The sequence below is a fragment of the Cecembia lonarensis LW9 genome (assembly GCF_000298295.1).
Lineage (GTDB): Bacteria > Bacteroidota > Bacteroidia > Cytophagales > Cyclobacteriaceae > Cecembia > Cecembia lonarensis.
The window spans coordinates 37,442-57,677 of record NZ_AMGM01000014.1; the positions used below are offsets into that span (position 1 = coordinate 37,442).

Annotated in this window: 21 protein-coding genes; 9 read left to right on the plus strand and 12 right to left on the minus strand. The window is 39.0% G+C overall.

Features of this window, described 5'->3' with window-relative positions:
- Positions 1 to 42: 42 nt before the first annotated feature.
- The 3 genes from B879_RS06540 to B879_RS06550 form a co-directional block, all read right to left on the minus strand.
- On the minus strand, positions 43 to 615 hold the full coding sequence (locus B879_RS06540; protein ID WP_009184368.1) for an adenylate kinase: 573 nt from the start codon (positions 613 to 615) through the stop codon (positions 43 to 45).
- A gap of 40 nt (positions 616 to 655) precedes the next feature.
- Positions 656 to 1,186 carry a hypoxanthine phosphoribosyltransferase gene (hpt, locus tag B879_RS06545; RefSeq protein ID WP_009184369.1) on the minus strand — a complete coding sequence of 177 codons (531 nt, stop codon included), beginning with the start codon at positions 1,184 to 1,186 and terminating at the stop codon, positions 656 to 658.
- A gap of 84 nt (positions 1,187 to 1,270) precedes the next feature.
- Complete coding sequence (locus B879_RS06550) at positions 1,271 to 2,179, minus strand: M20/M25/M40 family metallo-hydrolase (protein ID WP_009184370.1); 909 nt, start codon at positions 2,177 to 2,179, stop codon at positions 1,271 to 1,273.
- 176 nt (positions 2,180 to 2,355) lie between these two features.
- On the opposite strand from B879_RS06550, the gene B879_RS06555 reads away from it, so the two are divergent.
- On the plus strand, positions 2,356 to 3,633 hold the full coding sequence (locus tag B879_RS06555; protein ID WP_009184371.1) for an OmpA family protein: 1,278 nt from the start codon (positions 2,356 to 2,358) through the stop codon (positions 3,631 to 3,633).
- A 228-nt stretch (positions 3,634 to 3,861) separates the two neighbouring features.
- Here the strand turns inward: B879_RS06555 and murA are convergent, their stop codons facing one another.
- The 4 genes from murA to B879_RS06575 are packed head-to-tail and all read right to left on the minus strand — an operon-like array spanning position 3,862 to position 9,031.
- Positions 3,862 to 5,169, minus strand: a complete 1,308-nt coding sequence (gene murA, locus B879_RS06560; RefSeq protein WP_009184372.1) for a UDP-N-acetylglucosamine 1-carboxyvinyltransferase — start codon at positions 5,167 to 5,169, stop codon at positions 3,862 to 3,864.
- Positions 5,170 to 5,835, minus strand: a complete 666-nt coding sequence (locus tag B879_RS06565) for a DUF4290 domain-containing protein (RefSeq protein ID WP_009184373.1) — start codon at positions 5,833 to 5,835, stop codon at positions 5,170 to 5,172.
- Between the two features lie 54 nt (positions 5,836 to 5,889).
- Positions 5,890 to 8,142 carry an ATP-dependent helicase gene (locus B879_RS06570; protein WP_009184374.1) on the minus strand — a complete coding sequence of 751 codons (2,253 nt, stop codon included), beginning with the start codon at positions 8,140 to 8,142 and terminating at the stop codon, positions 5,890 to 5,892.
- 40 nt (positions 8,143 to 8,182) lie between these two features.
- Complete coding sequence (locus tag B879_RS06575) at positions 8,183 to 9,031, minus strand: lysophospholipid acyltransferase family protein (RefSeq protein ID WP_009184375.1); 849 nt, start codon at positions 9,029 to 9,031, stop codon at positions 8,183 to 8,185.
- 108 nt (positions 9,032 to 9,139) lie between these two features.
- Between B879_RS06575 and B879_RS06580 the strand changes: the two genes are divergently transcribed.
- Genes B879_RS06580 through nadD form a run of 4 tightly spaced genes read left to right on the plus strand, consistent with a single transcriptional unit; the run spans position 9,140 to position 11,222 of the window.
- Complete coding sequence (locus B879_RS06580) at positions 9,140 to 9,733, plus strand: sigma-70 family RNA polymerase sigma factor (RefSeq protein WP_009184376.1); 594 nt, start codon at positions 9,140 to 9,142, stop codon at positions 9,731 to 9,733.
- 57 nt (positions 9,734 to 9,790) lie between these two features.
- On the plus strand, positions 9,791 to 10,063 hold the full coding sequence (locus B879_RS06585; protein WP_009184377.1) for an anti-sigma factor: 273 nt from the start codon (positions 9,791 to 9,793) through the stop codon (positions 10,061 to 10,063).
- Between the two features lie 6 nt (positions 10,064 to 10,069).
- Positions 10,070 to 10,642, plus strand: a complete 573-nt coding sequence (gmk, locus tag B879_RS06590) for a guanylate kinase (RefSeq protein ID WP_009184378.1) — start codon at positions 10,070 to 10,072, stop codon at positions 10,640 to 10,642.
- A gap of 13 nt (positions 10,643 to 10,655) precedes the next feature.
- Entirely contained in the window at positions 10,656 to 11,222 is a 567-nt protein-coding gene (nadD, locus tag B879_RS06595) for a nicotinate (nicotinamide) nucleotide adenylyltransferase (protein ID WP_040400337.1), read from the plus strand.
- Here the strand turns inward: nadD and B879_RS06600 are convergent, their stop codons facing one another.
- Both B879_RS06600 and B879_RS06605 read right to left on the minus strand, forming a co-directional pair.
- Positions 11,223 to 11,834, minus strand: a complete 612-nt coding sequence (locus B879_RS06600) for an RNA polymerase sigma factor (protein ID WP_009184380.1) — start codon at positions 11,832 to 11,834, stop codon at positions 11,223 to 11,225. It lies immediately after the preceding gene.
- Positions 11,825 to 12,961 carry a glycosyltransferase gene (locus B879_RS06605; protein WP_009184381.1) on the minus strand — a complete coding sequence of 379 codons (1,137 nt, stop codon included), beginning with the start codon at positions 12,959 to 12,961 and terminating at the stop codon, positions 11,825 to 11,827. Before B879_RS06605 ends, B879_RS06600 begins: the two co-directional genes overlap by 10 nt.
- Before the next feature lie 131 nt (positions 12,962 to 13,092).
- Here B879_RS06605 and tgt point away from each other — a divergent pair, with 131 nt between their 5' ends.
- Genes tgt through B879_RS06620 form a run of 3 tightly spaced genes read left to right on the plus strand, consistent with a single transcriptional unit; the run spans position 13,093 to position 16,220 of the window.
- Positions 13,093 to 14,223: a tRNA guanosine(34) transglycosylase Tgt gene (tgt, locus tag B879_RS06610; protein ID WP_009184382.1), complete on the plus strand. Its 1,131-nt coding sequence runs from the start codon at positions 13,093 to 13,095 to the stop codon at positions 14,221 to 14,223.
- A 1-nt stretch (position 14,224) separates the two neighbouring features.
- Positions 14,225 to 15,298, plus strand: coding sequence for an LptF/LptG family permease (locus B879_RS06615; RefSeq protein ID WP_009184383.1), 1,074 nt, complete (start codon positions 14,225 to 14,227; stop codon positions 15,296 to 15,298).
- Position 15,299: 1 nt separating this feature from the next.
- Positions 15,300 to 16,220, plus strand: coding sequence for a DMT family transporter (locus B879_RS06620; protein WP_009184384.1), 921 nt, complete (start codon positions 15,300 to 15,302; stop codon positions 16,218 to 16,220).
- Positions 16,221 to 16,421: 201 nt separating this feature from the next.
- Here the strand turns inward: B879_RS06620 and B879_RS06625 are convergent, their stop codons facing one another.
- From B879_RS06625 to B879_RS06635, 3 genes are all read right to left on the minus strand, one after another.
- Positions 16,422 to 17,015 (minus strand): ATP-binding protein, encoded by a 594-nt coding sequence (locus B879_RS06625; RefSeq protein ID WP_009184385.1) that lies wholly within the window; start codon positions 17,013 to 17,015, stop codon positions 16,422 to 16,424.
- A 228-nt stretch (positions 17,016 to 17,243) separates the two neighbouring features.
- Positions 17,244 to 17,918, minus strand: coding sequence for a response regulator transcription factor (locus B879_RS06630; RefSeq protein WP_009184386.1), 675 nt, complete (start codon positions 17,916 to 17,918; stop codon positions 17,244 to 17,246).
- A complete protein-coding gene (locus B879_RS06635; protein ID WP_009184387.1) occupies positions 17,915 to 19,231 on the minus strand; it encodes a sensor histidine kinase in 1,317 nt (438 codons plus the stop codon). Before B879_RS06635 ends, B879_RS06630 begins: the two co-directional genes overlap by 4 nt.
- Before the next feature lie 184 nt (positions 19,232 to 19,415).
- On the opposite strand from B879_RS06635, the gene B879_RS06640 reads away from it, so the two are divergent.
- Positions 19,416 to 20,234, plus strand: coding sequence for a GLPGLI family protein (locus B879_RS06640; RefSeq protein WP_009184388.1), 819 nt, complete (start codon positions 19,416 to 19,418; stop codon positions 20,232 to 20,234).
- Positions 20,235 to 20,236: the final 2 nt, after the last annotated feature.

A 20,236-nucleotide genomic window follows, 5' to 3' on the forward strand; every position in this document is an offset into this window, starting at 1 on the left:
CTAGCCAATTATGGGAATACAAAGGTAACAATAATTTATCGATTAGAACCGATCAATTACCGTACAGATGTCTTCGAATATACCATCTATGGTACCTATGCCATTAATTTTGGAAAATTTACCCTGTTTTTCATAATAATCTGCCACGGGAAGGGTCTCATCAAGATACACTTTAATTCTAGTGGCTATTTTCTCCTCATCCTGATCGTCTGCCCTGCCAGAAGTTTTACCCCTTTCTCTTATTCTCTCCTTTAATTCTTCCTCTGCCACGTCCAAAGCAATCATTCCGGAAATTTCGGTATTGTTCTTTTGCATGAGTTTGTCCAATGCCTCTGCTTGGGCCACTGTCCTGGGGAAACCATCAAAAATGAATCCCTTGGTATCTGGGGTATTTGCTATTTTATCATCTACCATGCCAATAACAACTTCATCAGGAACAAGATGCCCTTGATCCATATACTTTCTTGCGAGTTTGCCGAGCTCTGTACCTTCTCCCAAGTGCTTTCTAAAAAGATCGCCCGTAGATAAATGTGTCAATTGATACTTTTCAATGATTTTTTCACTTTGTGTGCCCTTTCCTGCACCCGGAGGGCCAAATAATACGATGTTTAGCATCTCTTTAATGTTTTGATTCAATATAATAATGCCGGTATAATCAGGTTGTTAGTTGATAAATTTCTGAAATGTTTCTCCCATACCCATCATAATCCAGTCCATATCCTACTACAAATTTGTTTGGGATTTCAAATCCAACATAATCTAATGGAACTTTATGCTGGAGTGCTTCTGGCTTGTGAAGAAGGGTGACAGTTTTTACAGATGCTGGATTTTTCTCATAAATCTGGCCCAAGAGATGTACCATGCTCAATCCAGTGTCGACGATATCTTCTACGATTAATACATGCCTGTCCTGCAAGTCGGTATCAAGCCCAAGCATTTTTTTTACTTTTCCTGTGGAAGTTTCTCCCTGGTAGGAAGAGATTTTGATAAAAGAGACTTCAGCGGGGATACCAATGAATTTAGAAAGGTCTGCCAGAAACATGTAAGCCCCGTTGAGTACTCCAATGATGACGGGGTTTTTCCCGTCATAATCATTTGTTATTGCCTTACCCATTTCCATCACCCTTTTTTCTATGGCTGATTGAGTGATGTAGGACTTAAATGTTTTGTCTTTGACCTGAATCATTGATTTTAATAAAAAAGCCCTTTTGACAGGGCATTACAAATATATAAAAAAATGATACTGTTGCATCTATTAAGTTGCTAAAGCCTATAGATTAGCCAATAAAAACCGGTATAAGTCTATCATGGCCTCCAAATCCTGAAGCGCTACTTTTTCATTGGGGCTATGTACATTGTCTTCCGGGGCACCTATAAAACACCAATCAATGGCATATGGGGAAAATTGAATTTCCCGTCCATCACTTCCTCCAATAGCCTCTACTTCCAACTGATAGGGGATTCCGCTTTTTTTAGCCAAATTGACGACTTTATCTAAAAATGCTTTTCTTGGAATAAACTTATCACGGAGTGAAATCACCACCCCTTCCCCATGATGAATCCCATCTGTCACCCAAGTAATGTCGGAAATCAGTGCCTTGCGTATGGGAGCAGATTTTTGGATGAATTTCAACAAAAAAGGTATGCTGCCCCCACCGTGTTCTTCATATGTTGAAAAAATAACCCATCCGTTTTCTATGGTTTCGCAAAGCTTTAATGCATTGTATACCCCAAGCCTATTGTCTAAATAGGCAGCCTCGATATAATTGTTGTCAATTTTAATATTTTGTTCAAATGATAACCTAGTACCCCTCTGAATTGGCCTTGCAAAATCATGGTATAGCTGATCATCTCTGCACAATAGTTTACACCTTATCGGGCCCATTTCGTCTTTTCCAATCAAAACTGTTCCCTCAATAATTTCGGGACCACCTACCGGAATCAATTGATTTTCGTACCTTGCCATAAACCCAATCGTATCTATATGGGCAAAAACAGCCGTCCTTGGTTTGCCAAACTTAAGTAAAAGACATTCATGGAATTCATCACCTGAAAAGATTTCTGGCGCAACTTTCCAATCATGTTTACGTTTCATAACATAATTGTGTAAATAGGCTTTCATCTCAGATTCATCACCCGAAATGCTTTGAATTTGTAGTAGTTCTTTCAATGTTTTCATATTGGCATGATTTCTGATGGTTTAGTTTGTCCAAAAAAATTGCTGTAAAAATCAAAAGAATTTGAATAAAGTTTAAAGTTTTAAAAATAAAATATACATTTGTGATTAGTTAGAAGTTTATAAATTTGCAGTTAAATCAATCAAACACTTAAAAAAATTTGAAAAAATTTTTTATTATGAAAAAAATAGTACTCTCAACAATTATGGCAGGTGCATTGGCTTTCGCAGCTAATGCCCAGGTTGACTACAACAGGTGGTCTGTCGAGTTTGGTGGTGGTTTCAACAAGGCTATGGCTCCTATGACTCCAGGCTTCTACTCACCAACACTCAACATTGGACATGCTGACTTAGGTGTGCGCTATATGTTCAATGAAAAATTCGGTGCGAAACTAGATTTTGGTTTCGGTTCATTTAGTGAAGCTTCTAGGGACAATAACCCAGAGTTTTCTACGAATTATCACAGAATTAACTTGCAAGGTGTTGCTAACCTTGGAAGAATCATGAATTTCGAATCTTTCACCAGAAGAGTTAATTTACTCGCTCACATGGGAGCAGGTGTTGGTCAGGTTAGACCTCAAACCGGTGCTTTCACTGATTTCAACGATAATGTTTACAACATTATTGCTGGATTTACTGGTCAGGTGAAGTTGTCCGAAAGAATTGCCTTGACAGGTGATATCAGTACCATTCTTAATGGTAGACAAACTGTTGCTTTTGATGGAGGTTCGGCAATTGGACCAATGGATCCAGGTTTCTACGGTACCAATGGTACTTGGTGGACTGGAACATTAGGTTTGAACATTTACCTAGGAAGCAAAGACACTCATGCTGACTGGTATGTAGCTGCTGACAAATATGCTACCAAAGATGAACTGGCTCAACAGATCGGAGAAATCAGAGATATGTTGAAGGATTCTGACGGAGATGGTGTTCCAGATTATTTGGATAAAGAGCCTAATACGCCTGCAGGTGCTAGAGTAGACTCTCATGGTAGAACTTTGGATTCTGACGGAGACGGTATTCCTGATCACTTGGATAAGTGTCCATTTGTACCTGGTCCTGCTTCTAATGACGGTTGTCCAATTGAAGAAGTTAAAGAAATTGACTACTTCAAGAAAGCTATCAATGAAGGTTATGTAAATGTTTACTTTGCATTTGATAGTGCTAAACCACTAGGCTTCTCAGCTTCTGGTATCAACTATGTTGCTAATTTCCTTAAGAGAAACCCTGGCGTAAATGTTGAATTGAAAGGCTTCGCTGATGAGCTAGGTCCAGAAGATTACAACATGAAGCTTTCTGAAAGAAGAGCTAAATCAGTGCATGACATTCTTGTAGCAGCTGGTATTGATGCTTCCAGATTGACTGTTAAAGGTTATGGTGAAGATACTAGTGTAGATAAGCGTTCTGCAGATGCCCGTCAATTGGCAAGAAGAGTTAGCTTTGAAGTAAAATAATTTGATTAATTGCAATAAATGATAAAAGGTCATCCATTTTTGGATGGCCTTTTTTGTTTCAACATTCCGCAGAAGTTCAACCGGATAAAGACATTTTTGTTGAGTCAAAAAAAGGCTGCCCTTTTCGGACAACCTCTTTTTTATTCTTCTGATTCGAGCGCTTCAGACTCAACTTGACTTAGTTTCAGATTTCCATTGGATTCACCATAGGGTTAAATACCACGATTTTTAATCAATGCGTACGATATCTGCTCCTAGTGCATTCAGCCTTTGATCGATGTATTGATATCCTCTGTCAATCTGTTCTATATTGTCGATGATGGATGTTCCATCTGCGGACATGGCTGCAATTAAAAGAGAAACCCCTGCTCTAATGTCTGGAGAGGTCATTCTAATGCCTTTCAATGGGTATTTTCTATCAAGGCCTATAACAGTAGCTCTGTGTGGGTCACAGAGGATAATTTGGGCTCCCATATCGATCAGTTTATCCACAAAGAATAAACGGCTTTCAAACATTTTTTGATGAACCAAAACAGTTCCTTTAGCTTGAGTAGCTGTTACCAAAACTATACTTAATAGATCCGGGGTAAATCCTGGCCAAATAGCATCAGCTACAGTAAGAATGGAGCCATCAATAAAAGTTTCAATTTCATAATGTTTTTGGGAAGGTATATAAATATCATCTCCTTTGAATTCCATCTTAATCCCCATCCTTTTGAAAGTGTCAGGAATAATTCCTAGGCGGGGGATTTTTGCATCTTTGATGGTGATTTCGGATTGGGTCATCGCAGCCATACCAATAAAAGAGCCTATTTCTATCATATCAGGGAGCATGGTATGCTCTGTGCCTTTGAGTTTCTTCACACCTTCAATATGAAGCATATTTGAACCTATTCCTGTAATCTTGGCTCCCATTCGGTTGAGCATGTCACACAATTGCTGTAAATAGGGTTCACATGCGGCATTGTATATGGTAGTCTTACCCTCTGCCATGACGGCTGCCATGACGATATTGGCGGTTCCTGTAACGGAAGCTTCATCTAATAGCATGTAAGCCCCTTTCAGGTTTTTACCGTCTATATGATAAATTTCTTTTTTACTGTCGTAGTGAAACTCGGCTCCCAATTTCTGAAAACCGAAAAAATGCGTATCCATCCTTCTTCGGCCTATTTTATCACCTCCTGGCTTGGATAAACGCCCGTGTCCGAATCTGGCCAACAAGGGGCCTAAAATCATTACTGAACCTCTTAGTGATGAAGCCTTTTTAAGGAAGTCTTCTGTTTCAAGGTATTTGATGTCCACATTATCAGCTTGAAAATCATAGGACTCAGGACCAATTTTTTGGGTTTTTACCCCCATATCAGTGAGGAGTTCAATCAGTTTGTTGACATCACGGATATTCGGGATTTTATGGATGGTGACTTTATCTGAAGTCAATAATACTGCGCAAAGAATCTGCAAGGCTTCGTTTTTGGCTCCCTGAGGTGTAATTTCCCCCTTAAGTTTTAAGCCTCCTTTTACTCTGAATGATGACATTTATCTGCGTTTTTTGGAATGACCTCCGTTTCTTCTTCTATCTCCACCATTGAATCGCTTTCTTCCTCCTGAGGAGCTTGATTCTGTCTCTGAGGGGATTTTAAAATCTCGTCGTGTATTGGTTTCAAACAAGCCCATTTGCCTGACTTTTTCCAAGTCTATATGCAGCTTGCCTTTTGAAAGGGTCTTGATATCATCGATGATTATGGCATCATCAAAATTGTCCCTATTCCACGTCGAGTGAAAACTCCTCATCAATTGACCAATATATATGATGGCAATCTCTTGCTCCTCATCATTTTCAATCTCTATGGCTTTTTCTATTAGCTTTTCGATATTTCTTCCATAGTGTTTGAATTTGACTTCTCCTTTGGGATAGCCTACACGCTGCGGTTTTCTAAAAAGTAAGTCTTTTTCCGGCTTTGGATATGGGCCATCTACATCCAAACTAAAGCCCGACATGATATGTATATCATCCCAGATTTTCTGGTCATTTTCACTTTTCATTTGGGGATTTAGTTGCTTTACTAATTCTACCAATGCAAAAGCACTCTGTGTCCTCTTTTCACGGTCTTCCATGCCCGCTATGTGATTGGCCAGACGTTGAATGTTTTTTCCGTACTCTTTGAGCGTTACGGCATGTTTGTTTGTTTCTATGTTGTCCATAAAGTAATGCTTTAGTCGGGCGATCCAATTAGAAAAGTCATTTTTGTCGGCCCGTTAATCTATAATCCGAAGCTTTGCAAAGCTAAGTAATAAAACCTTTTCTCCAAAGTTATCAAATTGTATGCTAGCTTTCTTGTTAATTCCTTCAATTTCTATCTTTGTGACCTTACCATAACCAAATTTTGGATGTTCTACCAGCATTCCTTCCTTAAGATTATTTGTATTGGAGGGTTTAAAATCTGGACTCGGGGTGTGGATTTTGGCAGTGGTCGTAGGGCGATTCGCTGGTTTTTTGATCCCTATAAAGCCTGACCTTCCTTCAGAAAATTCATTTCTTAATGCCCCTGATAGTGCAGATGTCATCCTTTTGTTTACCCGGATACAGGCTGGGTCTACTTCTTCCAAGAACCTACTGGGCTCACAATTGAGTAAGCGTCCAAATCTATAACGTGTCAGGGCATAGGTGAGGTATAATTTCTCCATGGCCCTGGTAGTTGCCACATAAAAGAGTCTTCTTTCTTCCTCCAGGTCTTCCCTGCTTTGCATCATCATTTGTGAAGGGAAAAGGTCTTCCTCCATACCTACTACAAAGACCTGTTTGAACTCTAAACCTTTTGAGGAGTGTATGGTCATCAATGTGACGGCATCTGTAGTGTCCTTATCCCTGTCATTATCAGTCAGCAAGGCTATTTCCTGAAGAAATGCGCCCAAACTTTTATCTTCATTCTCCGGATTATCCACGTATTCCTTAATGGCATTGAGGAGCTCTTGAACGTTTTCATAGCGGTTAAGCCCTTCTATGGTTTTGTCTTCATACAATTCTCTCAAAAGCCCGGATTGTTTGGCTATGGAATTGGCTGCCTCATAGGCATCCTTTCTCTCCATCTCTATACCAAAACTTTTGATCATGGTGGTAAAATCATCCACTGCATTGGCTGCCCTCCCGCTTAAAAAGCTATTGGCATTTGTCAGTACTTCCCAAAGGGGGATATCATGCTCATATGCCGCTACCAGAATCTTTTCAACTGTAGTATCTCCAATACCTCTCTTGGGGTAATTGATAACTCTTTTGAAGGCTTCCTCGTCTTCTTTGTTGACCACAAAACGCATATAAGCCATCAAGTCTTTGATTTCTTTCCTTTGATAAAATGAAAGTCCACCTACGATTTTATAGGTAATGTTCATTTTTCTCAATGCTTCCTCTATGGACCTAGACTGTGAATTTGTACGGTATAGAACGGCAAAATCACTGTTGTTGAGTTTTTTGTTGTTTTTTTCCTCGAAGATGGTGGTGGCTACCATCCGGCCTTCTTCATTGTCCGATGAAGCCTTGATCAGTTCGATCAGTTCACCATTGTGATTTTGTGTCCAGACTTCTTTTTTGAGTTGGGCCTTGTTTTTCGCAATGATACTGTTGGCTGCCTGTACAATATTTTTGGTGGATCGGTAGTTCTGTTCCAACTTGACGACAAATAGATCCGGGTAATCTTTCTCAAAATTGAGTATGTTCTGTATGTCTGCACCTCTAAAGGCATAGATGCTTTGTGCATCATCCCCGACCACACAAATATTTTGGTGGACTGCAGCCAGTTTTTTGGTAATCAGATATTGAGAGACGTTGGTGTCCTGAAACTCGTCTACCATCACATACTTGAAGCGTTGTTGGTATTTGTTCAATACATCTAAATGGTCCCTAAAGAGTACATTGGTATTGAAAAGAAGGTCATCAAAATCCATGGCACCTGCCTTGAAAAGCCTTCTTTGGTAATTCCTGTAGATTTCACCCATACGAGGCTTCATGGCTGCCTCATCATCGGCTTTGATAAAGGGGTCATTGAGGTAAGTTTCCCATGAGATTAATCTGTTTTTTGCGCCTGAAATCCTGGACAAAACAGTGTTGGGCTTATAGACTTTGTCATCCAGCTTCATTTCTTTGACAATTGTTCGGATCAAGGATTTGCTGTCGTCGGCATCGTAGATCGAAAAATTGGAAGGATAGCCGATTTTGTCAGCTTCTACCCGCAGGATTTTGGCAAAAGTAGAGTGAAAAGTTCCCATCCAGGTATTGCGGGCTTCAAGGCCGATCAGCTGCTCTATTCTGTTTTTCATCTCTGCGGCAGCTTTATTTGTAAAGGTCAGGGAGAGAATATTGAAAGGATCAACTCCCTTGGCATGTATCAAGTGGGCAATTCTGTACGTGAGTACTCTGGTTTTGCCTGAACCTGCACCAGCGATGATCATCAGGGGCCCTTCGGTATGTTCTACTGCTTCTCTTTGGGGGGGATTGAGTCCTTTTAAATAATCCATGCTTCTTTTTTCCAACAAGTTTCAAATTTAGGGAATTTTTTCACTCCCCCTTCCTCCATTTCCAACGATTATGGCTCCAAAGGTAGATTTCGGGATGCTCTCTGATGTTGTTTTCCAATAACGCTATAAAACGGTTGGTAATACTGTGTTCGGCCTGGTCTGTGTAGGGTGGCGCATCCATCATTTCATAGCTAAATACATAGTGTCCACGCCTAGGCTTGGATACATGGGCGTATAGGACCGGGTGGTTAAACCTTTTTGCGAGTTTTTCGCCCCCTTCAAAAAAAGCCGTTTCCCTGTTCATGAAACCTGTCCAGTAACGTATATCCCTGTTGCCAGGACGCTGATCAGCCGCTAATACGATCATTCTAGGTTGGTTTCTTTTTCTTAGATAGTCTCTCTGAAAAGCTCCTTTTTCCACCATTTGCCCCCCGAAACGCGTGCGGATATTCATCATTAACTTTTCAAAAAATGGATTGTTGACTTTGGTATAGACTACATCAACCCGATTATTAATATTAGCCATCATTTGTAATAGGTGCCATTCCCAATTAAAAAAGTGCCCTGTCATTCCGATCAGAACTTCAGCTCTTTCAATATGTTGATTTACAAGACTGTAGTTGTTGATTTTCACTCTTTTGTCAAACTCCTCTTTACTCATACTGTAAGCCTTGATGATTTCTGCGAAAGAATCGGTCAGGTTTCGGAAAAACTTTTTGGCAATACGCCGATGTTCCTGAGGTGACTTTTCAGGAAATGCATGCTGGATATTAGAAATGATGACTTTTTGTCGGTATTTCAAAATATGGTAGCCAAATAGATACAATACATCCGTAAAAAGATAAAGGACAGGTAAGGGTAGGTAAGATATAAGTTTGAATATAAACATGCCGCCGGCCAGGGTTAGTCTGCTAAAAGCATTCAAAATAAGCTAAAAGCCCTGACTTTATTGAAAAAAATTAGTGATAAATTTAGCCATTGATTACTTTTGGAGCTTATGTCAGAAGTGCAGCGCAAAAAATATTCCGATAAGGAAAAGAACCATATATTTGATCAGGAATTTATGCCTCACATAGATTCCATGTACAATTTTGCCTACCGTTTGACTTTTGATGAGGATGATGCTAAGGATCTGGTGCAGGATACTTACCTTAAAGCCTATCGTTTTATCAATTCATTTGAGCAAGGTACCAATGCCAAAGCCTGGCTTTTTAGGATTCTCAAAAACTCCTTCATTAACGACTACAGAAAAAAAAGTAAGCAGCCTGCTAAAGTTGATTATCAGGAAGTTGAAACTTATTACAACTCGGATGATGTTGATTATAGCGGGACTACTGATCTTCGCGTGGATGCGGTAAAAGACATGTTGGGGGATGAGATTTCCAATGCTTTAAATAGCTTGGCAGTGGACTTTAGGACAGTCATCATTTTATGTGATTTGGAAGGGTTTACCTATGAGGAAATGGCCAAGATTTTGGATATTCCTATCGGTACAGTTAGATCAAGGTTGCACAGGGCTAGGAACTTATTGAAAGAGAAATTACGTTCCTATGCTCAGAACATGGGTTATAATACGGATGAAGAAGAATAGATCAATGCTTTTTAAAGAGGATTGATAGTGAGGAAATAATTACTTATTTAGCATACAATGGATAAAAACTTATCATCAGCTGGAGAACGGAAAGTAAATTGTGCCGAGCAGCAGAAATGTTTCCAGCTTTTAGAAAGTATCTTGGATGGAGAAAATATCCCGGAAAGTGATAAGATACTGAAAGAAAAGCTGGAAAAATGTGATCCCTGTTATAGGTACTTTCATTTGGAAATGGCAATCAAAGAATTGCTGAAAACCAAGTGTTGTCAGCAAATTACACCCCAGGATCTCTTCGAAAACATCCGCAAAAAGGTTCAAGAAGTTAAATAAAAACCCATGCCTTCAGGTAAAGCCATTATTTTTTCAGCTCCTTCTGGGTCTGGGAAAACAACCATCGTTAAGCACCTTTTAGGGAAATTTCCGAACTTAGGGTTCTCCATCTCTGCCTCTACTCGTGATAAAAGAGGGAGAACAGAGCAAAATGGGAAAGATTACTATTTCCTCTCTCCGGAAGAATTCAAGCAGAAAATAGATGAAAATGAATTTATTGAGTGGGAAGAGGTATATGAGGGGAATTTTTATGGTACCTTGAAAGAGGAAATCCAACGCCTTTGGGATAATGGGAAGCATGTTATTTTTGATGTAGATGTAAAAGGTGGACTAAATCTTAAAAGATATTTTGGAGATAAGGCCTTGGCGATTTTTGTAAAAGTGCCCTCTATGGAAGTGCTTCAGGAAAGGTTGAAAGATAGGGGGACAGAATCAGAAGAAAGTCTTTCTAGAAGGTTATATAAAGCCAAGTTTGAAATGACATTTGCTGATAAATTTGACGCAGTGATTGTCAATGATAATATACAGCATTCTTTTGAAGAGGCTGAACAAATGGTTGCTGCTTTCCTTTCCAAATAATCCCTAATTAGCTTTGAAAATAGGATGTTTTTTCGGATCTTTTAATCCTATTCATATTGGACATTTAATCATTGCCAATGTGATGCAGGATAACACAGACCTTGATGAAATTTGGTTTGTAGTGAGTCCTCAAAACCCCTTCAAAAAGCAAAAGTCATTACTTCATGAATTTGATCGGCTAAAAATGGTAGAGCTCGCCATCGCCGATCATTTCTATTTTAGGGCTAGCGATGTGGAGTTCCATATGCCCCGTCCCAGTTATACTATCGATACACTTACCGTTCTTGCAGACAAGTATCCCCAACACCAATTCAAACTGATTATTGGTGGGGATAACCTTACGCATTTCTGCAAGTGGAAAAATTATGAACAGATCCTGGAATATTTTGGACTTTATGTTTATCCCAGGCCTGGATCACATCCGGAATTCAGTCACCCGAATGTGAAATTTGTAGAGGCACCCCTAATGGATATTTCAGCCACTTTTATAAGGGAATCTATTAAAAACGGACATTCGGTGAAATATTTACTACCTCAGCCTGTAGAGGATTATATTCGGGATAAAAAGTTGTTTGTCTGATTATATGTGACGCTCCTTCCCTTGGGCTATTTCATAGAGCAATTCCCTTGATCGGTGTAACTGTGCCTTGACAGTACCCAAAGGCTTTTCCAGTTCTTGGGCAATCTCTTCATAAGAAAGTTCATCAAAATAGCGCAACTGAACCAGCTTGCGGTACTTTGCGGGAAGTTTATCGACAAAAACCCTAACCATTTCAATCCTCTGGGATTTGATAAATTCATCCTGGGGATTGTTGTCATCATCTTCCACGTCAATGGTAACGGAATTTCCGCTGTCATCGCTCATGGTAGTATTTAAACTCATGGTCTTGAGCTTCTTTTTACGAATAAAATCAATCGTATTATTGGTAGCAATTCTGAAAAGCCAGGTGGAGAAGGTATAGTCCTTTTTAAATTTATGGAGGTTTTTAAAAGCTTTTGCAAAGGCTTCCATGGTCAGGTCTTCGGCATCATCCGCATCCCTGATCATTTTCAAGATCATGAAGTAAACCGCCTTTTTGTAGCGCTTCATCAAAGTGGCAAATGCTTGCTGGTCCTTTTCAAGAACAGCCCTGTCAATGAGATCAAAATCTTCTAATGCCTTATTTGAAAATCCTCTTTCGTTTACTTCCATCTAACTTTTTTTGATTGGTATCCTAATGCGCCAATAATCCAAAAATACCCCACATACATCAAGTCGAATAAACCTGTCCAAAAAACATTGGTCTTCCCTTCCAGTTTTTTTCTTGCTGATGTGAATACTGATGTGAGCAGTATGGATCGAACAATAATTATACCTAAAATGATTCCAAAATGTTCCCAATTTTGCTCCGAACCCCAAATAATTAATAAAGAAATTGAAGAAACCCAAAAAAGCAGGTGGGTAAAGGCATAAATGCCTATTTTTTGTTTGTCACCAACTCTGTAATATTTTCCTGCGTGGAAATGTCTTTTCTTTTGCAGAAAGTATGATTTCCAGGTGTTCTTTGGTTCTGAAAGGGTTATGCTGTCAGGATCGATTACTACTGCAGTATTTTTACCCTTGGCATATAGGTTTACAAAAAGGTCATCATCGCCACCTGTGATGTGCCATAAGCCTTTAAAGGCTTTTTTCTCCATGAAAAAATTCCTTCTGTAGCAAAGATTTCTTCCCACTCCCATGAATGGAGACTTCCAAACAGCAAAAGATAGGTATTGGAGACCTGTCCAAAGGGTTTCAAACTGAATCCATTTGTTGAGAAAACCTTTGCCATGGTTGTACTGTGAAAACCCCAAAGCAAAGGTTTTTCCTTCATTGCGCACAGGCTTGGTCATCAAGCGGATCCATTGATCACTTTTTGGAATGCAATCAGCATCTGTAAGCAAAAGCACATCGTTTTTGGCTACTTTAATGCCCAGCGTGAGTGCATATTTTTTGGCTGTTACGTGGTTGGGGGTATATTCCACGGTAACGGTACGCAGTTTTGGGTATTGGGACATCATTTCTTCCAAAAGTCCCCTTGTGCCGTCCCAAGATCGGTCATTGATAACCAAAACATCATAATCTGGATAATCCTGACTGCAAAGAATGGGGATCAGCTTTTTAAGATTGTCTTTTTCATTATGGGCAGCCACAATGACCGTTACGCCTTCACTTTGGGAATCTGAGGATTGGTTTTTCTTTTTGTACCAAAATGACATGCGGCCAAAAATGACAAGGATATAAAAAAGCTGTATCCCAAGCGCAACCAAAAAAAACACCAATAGAATTTCTGTAACCATTCCCTTACCTTTACGGGCGCAAATATAAAATCAAATTGAGGATGGATTAAGAATAAGCTTATATTTTTGTCTCCGGATTCAAATCGCTTTAAGGAAAATGGAAAGAAAGCCTTATCCATCAAATATTTAAGATGAAATTCAAATTAGAACATACTGATAGCAAGAGTAAAGCCAGGGCAGGCACCATAAAAACGGACCATGGGGATATTCAAACTCCTATTTTTATGCCTGTAGGTACAGCTGGTTCTGTCAAAGCGGTGCATCAGCGTGAATTGATGTATGATGTCAAAGCACAGATTATTTTGGGGAATACCTATCACCTGTACCTTAGGCCAGGCTTGGATATTCTGGAAAAAGCTGGGGGACTGCATAAATTCAATGGTTGGTCTAAGCCCATTTTAACAGATAGTGGGGGGTATCAGGTGTTCTCTTTGGCAGAAAACTGTAAGCTGACCGAGGAGGGTGCGGTTTTCAAATCCCACATAGATGGTTCCAAGCATTTGTTCAGCCCGGAGCGGGTAATGGATATCCAAAGGATCATAGGTGCAGATATCATCATGGCCTTTGATGAATGCCCGCCTTATCCCTGTGATTTTGGATATGCTAGAAAATCCATGGAACTCACCCATCGCTGGCTGAAACGTTGCATCGATAGATTTGATAGTACAGAAGGAAAATATGGATACAGCCAGACACTTTTTCCTATCGTACAGGGTTCTGTATTTCCGGAATTAAGGAAACAATCTGCAGAGTTTGTGGCTTCTTGTGATAGAGAAGGCAATGCCATAGGCGGTTTATCAGTAGGTGAACCAGTGGAGGAAATGTATGCCATGACCGACATGGTAACCGATATCCTTCCAAAAGATAAGCCCAGGTACCTCATGGGCGTGGGTACGCCTGCCAATATATTGGAAGGGATTGCATTAGGTGTTGACATGTTTGATTGTGTGATGCCCACCAGAAATGCCCGAAATGGCATGTTGTTTACCTCAGAGGGGATTATCAACATCAGGAATGAAAAATGGAAGGATGATTTCAGTGCTATTGATCCACATATCAATTCCTATGTCAGTTCGTTTTATTCCAAAGCCTACCTAAGGCATCTTACCATAGCCAAGGAAATTCTGGCAGCGCAGATTGCGAGTATTCATAATTTAAGTTTCTACATATGGTTGGTAGGTCAGGCTAGGGAACATATTATTGCAGGAGATTTTGCTGTTTGGAAAAACCAGATGGTAGAAAAAGTTAGCCGCAGACTCTGATATGAAAATACTGGATAAACTCATCATCAAGGATTTTCTCAAGACCTATTTCTTTGTGGTCTTGATGTTGATTTTGATTGTCTTGGTACTGGATTTTACCGAGAAGAATGATGCCTTTATCCGCAATAAGGTCCCCGCAAAGGATATTCTTATCTATTTGGGAAATTACGGTCTCTACCTGAACAACCTCCTTACGCCCATAACAGTGTTTATTTCTGTAATCTTTATTACCTCAAAAATGGCAGGTAGGACAGAAATTATTGCCATTTTGAGTAGTGGTGTTAGCTTTGTAAGGCTCCTTGTACCCTATTTTATTGGGGCCTCTATGATTGGTATAGCAGCTTTCCTTTTGAATGGATGGGTATTGCCCGGAGCTACAGCAGGAGTTACCGAGTTTAAATCCAGATGGATGGAGGAGAGTAAATTTTACACGGAAAACAACATACATATTAAAGTTGCCCCTGATGTGTACGCCTACATTTCCAGGTATTACTCTTCAGGAAATACAGGATACAATTTCACCCTGGAACAGATTAGGGATGGACAGTTGATGGCCAAACTTTCAGCAGACCGTATTGTATGGGATACTGCCATCAACTCCTGGTCCATCAAAAACTGGAGGTTGAGAGAACTGCATGACTGGGGAGAGGAATATACTGTAGGGGAGTCACTGGATACTTTGCTTTCCATAACACCCAATGACTTCGATCTGCCGGTCAACCACCACGAGACCTTGAAGTTACCTGATCTCAATAGGCAGATCAAGATATTGGAAGATAGGGGAGCAGATAACGTCAATTACTATCGGATAGAAAAGTATGTCAGGTTTATGTCTCCATTTGCTGCGGTAATCCTGACTTTTATTGGTGTCATCGTTTCTTCCCGAAAAACAAGAGGGGGATCAGGTTTTCAGATTGCATTGGGTTTCCTTTTGGCTTTCATTTATATTTTGATGTTTTTGCTTTCCAGAACTTTTGCGGAGGCAGGCACTGCCTACCCGCTTTTGTCTGTTTGGATTCCGAATATCGTTTTCGCCATCACAGGTTTGGTACTATATAAGACTGTTCCAAGATAATATGCAACCTGACTCCACTGTCAAAGATTATTTGATGCTTCATTTCATAGTATTGATTTGGGGTTTCACCGCTATTTTAGGCCTCTTGATCAGTATCGGGTCTTTGGAGATTGTATTTTATAGGACACTTCTGGCCACGATAATCTTGGGATTGATTTTCTTTTGGAGAAAAACTTCCATCCGTCTTCCCCGAAAGGAGTTGGGTAAAATCATTGGAACTGGTTTTATCATTTCCCTTCATTGGTTGCTGTTTTTTGGGGCGGCCAGGGTATCCACTGCCTCCGTTTGCCTGGCCGGGATGGCCACTACTTCTTTGTGGACCGCATTCCTAGAACCGCTCGCCAATAAAAAAAAGATAAAGCCTTTTGAAATTTTTTTGGGATTGATGGTGATCGCAGGACTATATGTGATTTTCAGGTTTGAATTGGATTATTGGCTGGGTTTGGTAATGGCCATCGGTTCTGCTTTTTTGAGCGCGGTATTCACTGTTATTAATGGGCGCTTTGCCAAGCGTCACAGTCCCTATGTGTTGACATTTTATGAAATGTTTGGGGCTTTTCTTTTTTCGGCATTTCTGCTGCCCTTCTATGGTTATTTTTTTGCTCCTGAGGGACTCTTAATGCAGCCTGATATGATGGATTGGTTTTGGTTGTTGATTCTTAGTGGTATTTGTACGGTTTATGCTTTTTCTGTATCCGTAGAACTGATGCGTAGGATTACAGCTTTTGCAGTCAACCTGACCATCAACCTGGAACCTGTTTATGGGATCATTCTGGCTGTATTGATTTTTGGGGAGAAGGAAAAAATGACCGGAGGATTTTATTTGGGTACTTTGATCATTTTGGTGTCGGTGCTGATTTATCCGGCATACAATTATTACCTTAAAAGAAAGGCAAAGGGAAATAACCTGTTGAGGGCTTAAGGGATATATTTATGGTTTTATTAACAAAAACCATACATATTCACAATCCCAAAACCTAGTAATGCCTAATGTTAGGTAATATTTTTAAAATAAGCTTCCAGTATCTCTCCCTAGCTATGATTAGAAAAACTCTATTTTTGGTTCTTGTATTCTCTTCACTTTTGATTTACATTTTCTGCATAGTTGATAGCCTTTCGGTATTTAATACAGCCCCTGTATCCATCTTTCAAAAAAAACATCATATACTTCGTAGGTTGTGTTACCATCTTTATCGTATGCTTTGATAATCATTTCTTTATCTCTAAGCGCATCCAGAGATTTAAAGACAGTTGAGGGATTGCCAAGGTTATTTTTTCCTATAAAATCTTTGGAAGTTGGTGCTGTTACTTCACCTGTTTTGGCAATGGCGACAAGAAGCTTCCATTGTTGTGGGCTCAGAAGAGTTCTGTAATGGATGAAGAATGCTTCCTGTTCCTTAAGTATGTCCTTGGCGCATTTTAGCCAATCTTCCTTTAAATATTGTCTATTAGGCAATTGATATAGCCTATTGCAAAGCATTTGGACATAGTACGTATAGCATTTGGTCCATTCCAGCACTTCATCTACCATTTGCTCGGGTATGGATTTTCCAGCTAAGCTAAAATGGCGGATGATGAATTCCTTATATTCGGGCCTATGTATTTTTTCTATTTTAATGGGAGTGGCACTTCTGAAAAATGGTCTGGAGGGACTGCTGAACAGTTCGTTTAAGATACTTTGCTGACTCCCGGAAAAGATAAAATAAACATTCTGCAATTTGATTCACCTTTTGTAATTTACTTTTAGTGAATTACAAAAGGTGAATTAGGAAATTTAGCCAGACCGAGTATAAATCTTGTCGGTTGTTCTTAACCTAATACAATTGGTCATTGAGGTTGTTCTAATTTTGGGGAAAGCGAGAAAATGACGGGAGGATTTTATATGGGTACCTTGATTATTTTGGAGTCGGTGCTGATTTAAAAGTTTAAATACCTTTAATAAAATTCAAACAACCAACTTATATCCAATACCTCTGATGTTAACAATTTTTATTAAAGGATCATCTTTAAGATATTTTCGGATTTTGGTGATAAATACATCCATGCTTCTTGCGGAGAAAAAATCATCAGTCCCCCAGACAAGATTTAAAATGTAAGACCTGTCCAAAACTTGATTCCGCTTTTTGATCAATTCGTTTAAAAGTAATGATTCCTTATAGGTTAGAGTGGTTTCTTTCCCATGTAGGTCCAAAATCTGGTGTTCAAAATTGAATTTATATTTTCCAATTGATACCCACTGTTGTTCAAAATTGATTTTCGAAATTCGTAAATGGGAATTTATCCTAACTATGAGTTCTTCCATGCTGAAAGGCTTCTTTATAAAATCATTGGCCCCGTTTTCAAATCCATCTATAACATCTTGGGTTCTGTTTTTTGCTGTTAGAAAAATTATTGGAACATTTCGGTCCAACATTCTGATCTCTCTTGAAACCTCAAATCCATCTTTATGGGGCATCATAATGTCCAAAACGACAATATCAGGTGAGAACGACTTGAAAACCTCGATTGCTTTTTTGCCACATGCAACATGTTCTACTAAAAAACCTCTACTATCAAGACTTTCTTTGATGATTTCTCCCAAAGAAATCTCGTCTTCTGCCAGTAAAATCTTTCCTTTCATGATACTTTCGGTATTTTAATTATAAAATTAGTCCATCCGTTTTTCAAGTTCAACTCAATTGAACCATTATGTGCCTCAATGACTTTTTTGGCAAAGAACAGTCCTATCCCATGACCCTTTATGAGATGTAGATTTTCCCCTGGAATTCTGTAGAACTGTTCGAAGATTTTAGGAATTTGTTCCTTGGCAATGCCAGGACCATTATCAGAAATGGACAAGGATACTTCATTTTGGTCTGTTTCAAGTCTAATGATTATTTTTTGCCCACCGTATTTTAAGGCATTATCCAATACATTCACAAGTGATCTTTTCAAATGGAATTGATCTGCCTGAATGTTAACAGAAGAAATATTGCTAAAAAATTCAATTCGGTTAGAATGATGATCAAATGGAGATTCTTTTAAAATGCCTTCAACCAGTTTCACCAAATCGACTTTAATTTTCTCCAAAACATTACTTTCAGATTCAAAACTTGCAGCCTCCAATAATCGGTTAATCATATCTGATACCTGATCGAGATAGTTGCCGGCAGTTGCGAGGTATTTTTTATTTTTTTCTATGTTGTTTTCAGGGTTGAAGTTCTGAGCGGCCTCGATTGCAACTTTTGCAGCTGAAATGGGTGTTTTAAATTCATGGCTTAAATTATTAACAAAATCATTTTTCAAAGTTACCAAATCTCTTTGCCTTTTTGCTGTACTATACAACTTCCAAAGTGCAAAAATAAATAGGAGCAGAAATACCATTGACAGCAATATCTCTATTCCTCCTTGAACGAATATGTAAGAAAAATCTGGGTGATAAGTTAATTCAATCCTATGGTTTAAGGGTATTTCTCTTGTATCCGATGTAATGTTGTATCCTTGGGCTGAAATGTTCCCTGTTGCTATTTTGTTTAATTCTATGCCCCTTAAGGAATGACTGATACTGTAAACTCCTTTTAAGCCATAATAGTCCATTTCATTTTCAAGAAAACCTTTGAGCAGCAGCATATTTACGGTGTCATTGGAGACCTTGACTACAGCCAGATTGTTTTGAGTAAAATCCTCTTTCTCTAATTCATTCCCCTGACGTTGTACTTTTGAATTGCTTGGTTCCTTTGGAATAGGTATACCCTCGTCAATTTCATTTAGCTTTTCAAAAAAATCAGTTCTAATGGATATAGTCCGGGTTCCATATTCTAGATAATAATGCTCGACAGCTCTATCCAATGCTGTTTTGATGTCCCTATGAAATTTTTGCTGTAGAGACGTATAGGTGTCCCAAATTCGGAATAGCTGTAAGGCCAGTGCCAATGAGGCAACAAGCCATACCATGACCCACATTTTTTTAAAATTCACCTGTTGCATAATATGCTAATATAAATTCAAAAAATCTATTAACGGAAGATTTAACACTGGTTAACACTGCATAACGCTTAGTCAGGAATAATTAAATGATTTTTGGTGAAACAAATATGAACACCTATCTAATTCATTTTGAAAACCAAAACCAAGAATCATGAAAACTTACATATTATTACTAATCTTCACGATTGTGATAGGTCTTTTCCCATCACAAATACTAGCTCAGGAAGGTAAAATTACTTATCGTGCCTATTCAGGAAAATTGGCTATCGCATCCCCTCCAAATGAAAACGGTTATCCAAATGAATATGAAATCGAAAAGGCGACCTTATATTTCTCGGCCTCAAAGTCCCTTTATATTCAGGATCAAAATAAGGTAGTTGTCCAATTCATTTCCTCTCCTAATGGAACTGAACGGATAGAGGTTCCAAGAAACAATCTTGACCCTTATGGTACAGTTTTTTTTCTGGATTTTTTGACACAGGAACAATATGCCAGAGAGTCATTCTGGAATAAAAGTACGTTCGCAAACATTAAAGAGGAGATTTTACCGATCGAGTGGAAAATCACTGACGAGAAGAAAATAATTGGGAAATATGCTAGCATTAAGGCCACAGCAACAATATTAGGCAGGGACTGGGAAGCTTGGTTTACCCCTGAAATCCAAGTGCCATTTGGACCTTGGAGATTAAATGGACTACCAGGACTTATCCTTGAAGCCCATGATTCAACATTGGATTTTATGTACCATTTGTCTAGCGTGGATATTCCCCATGCATTTACCCCTCATATTGATACAAATATTGTCTTTTCGGGAAAACTTCTAAGCAGGTCAGAATTTGATAATGAAAACTTAACTAAAAAAGAAAAATATATTTCTTACATGAAATCTGTCGCACTTGAAAATGACGGAAAAGTAGAGATTAGATTCTATCCTCAAATCGATTTATCAGCGAAATCTCTTAAAAAGTGATA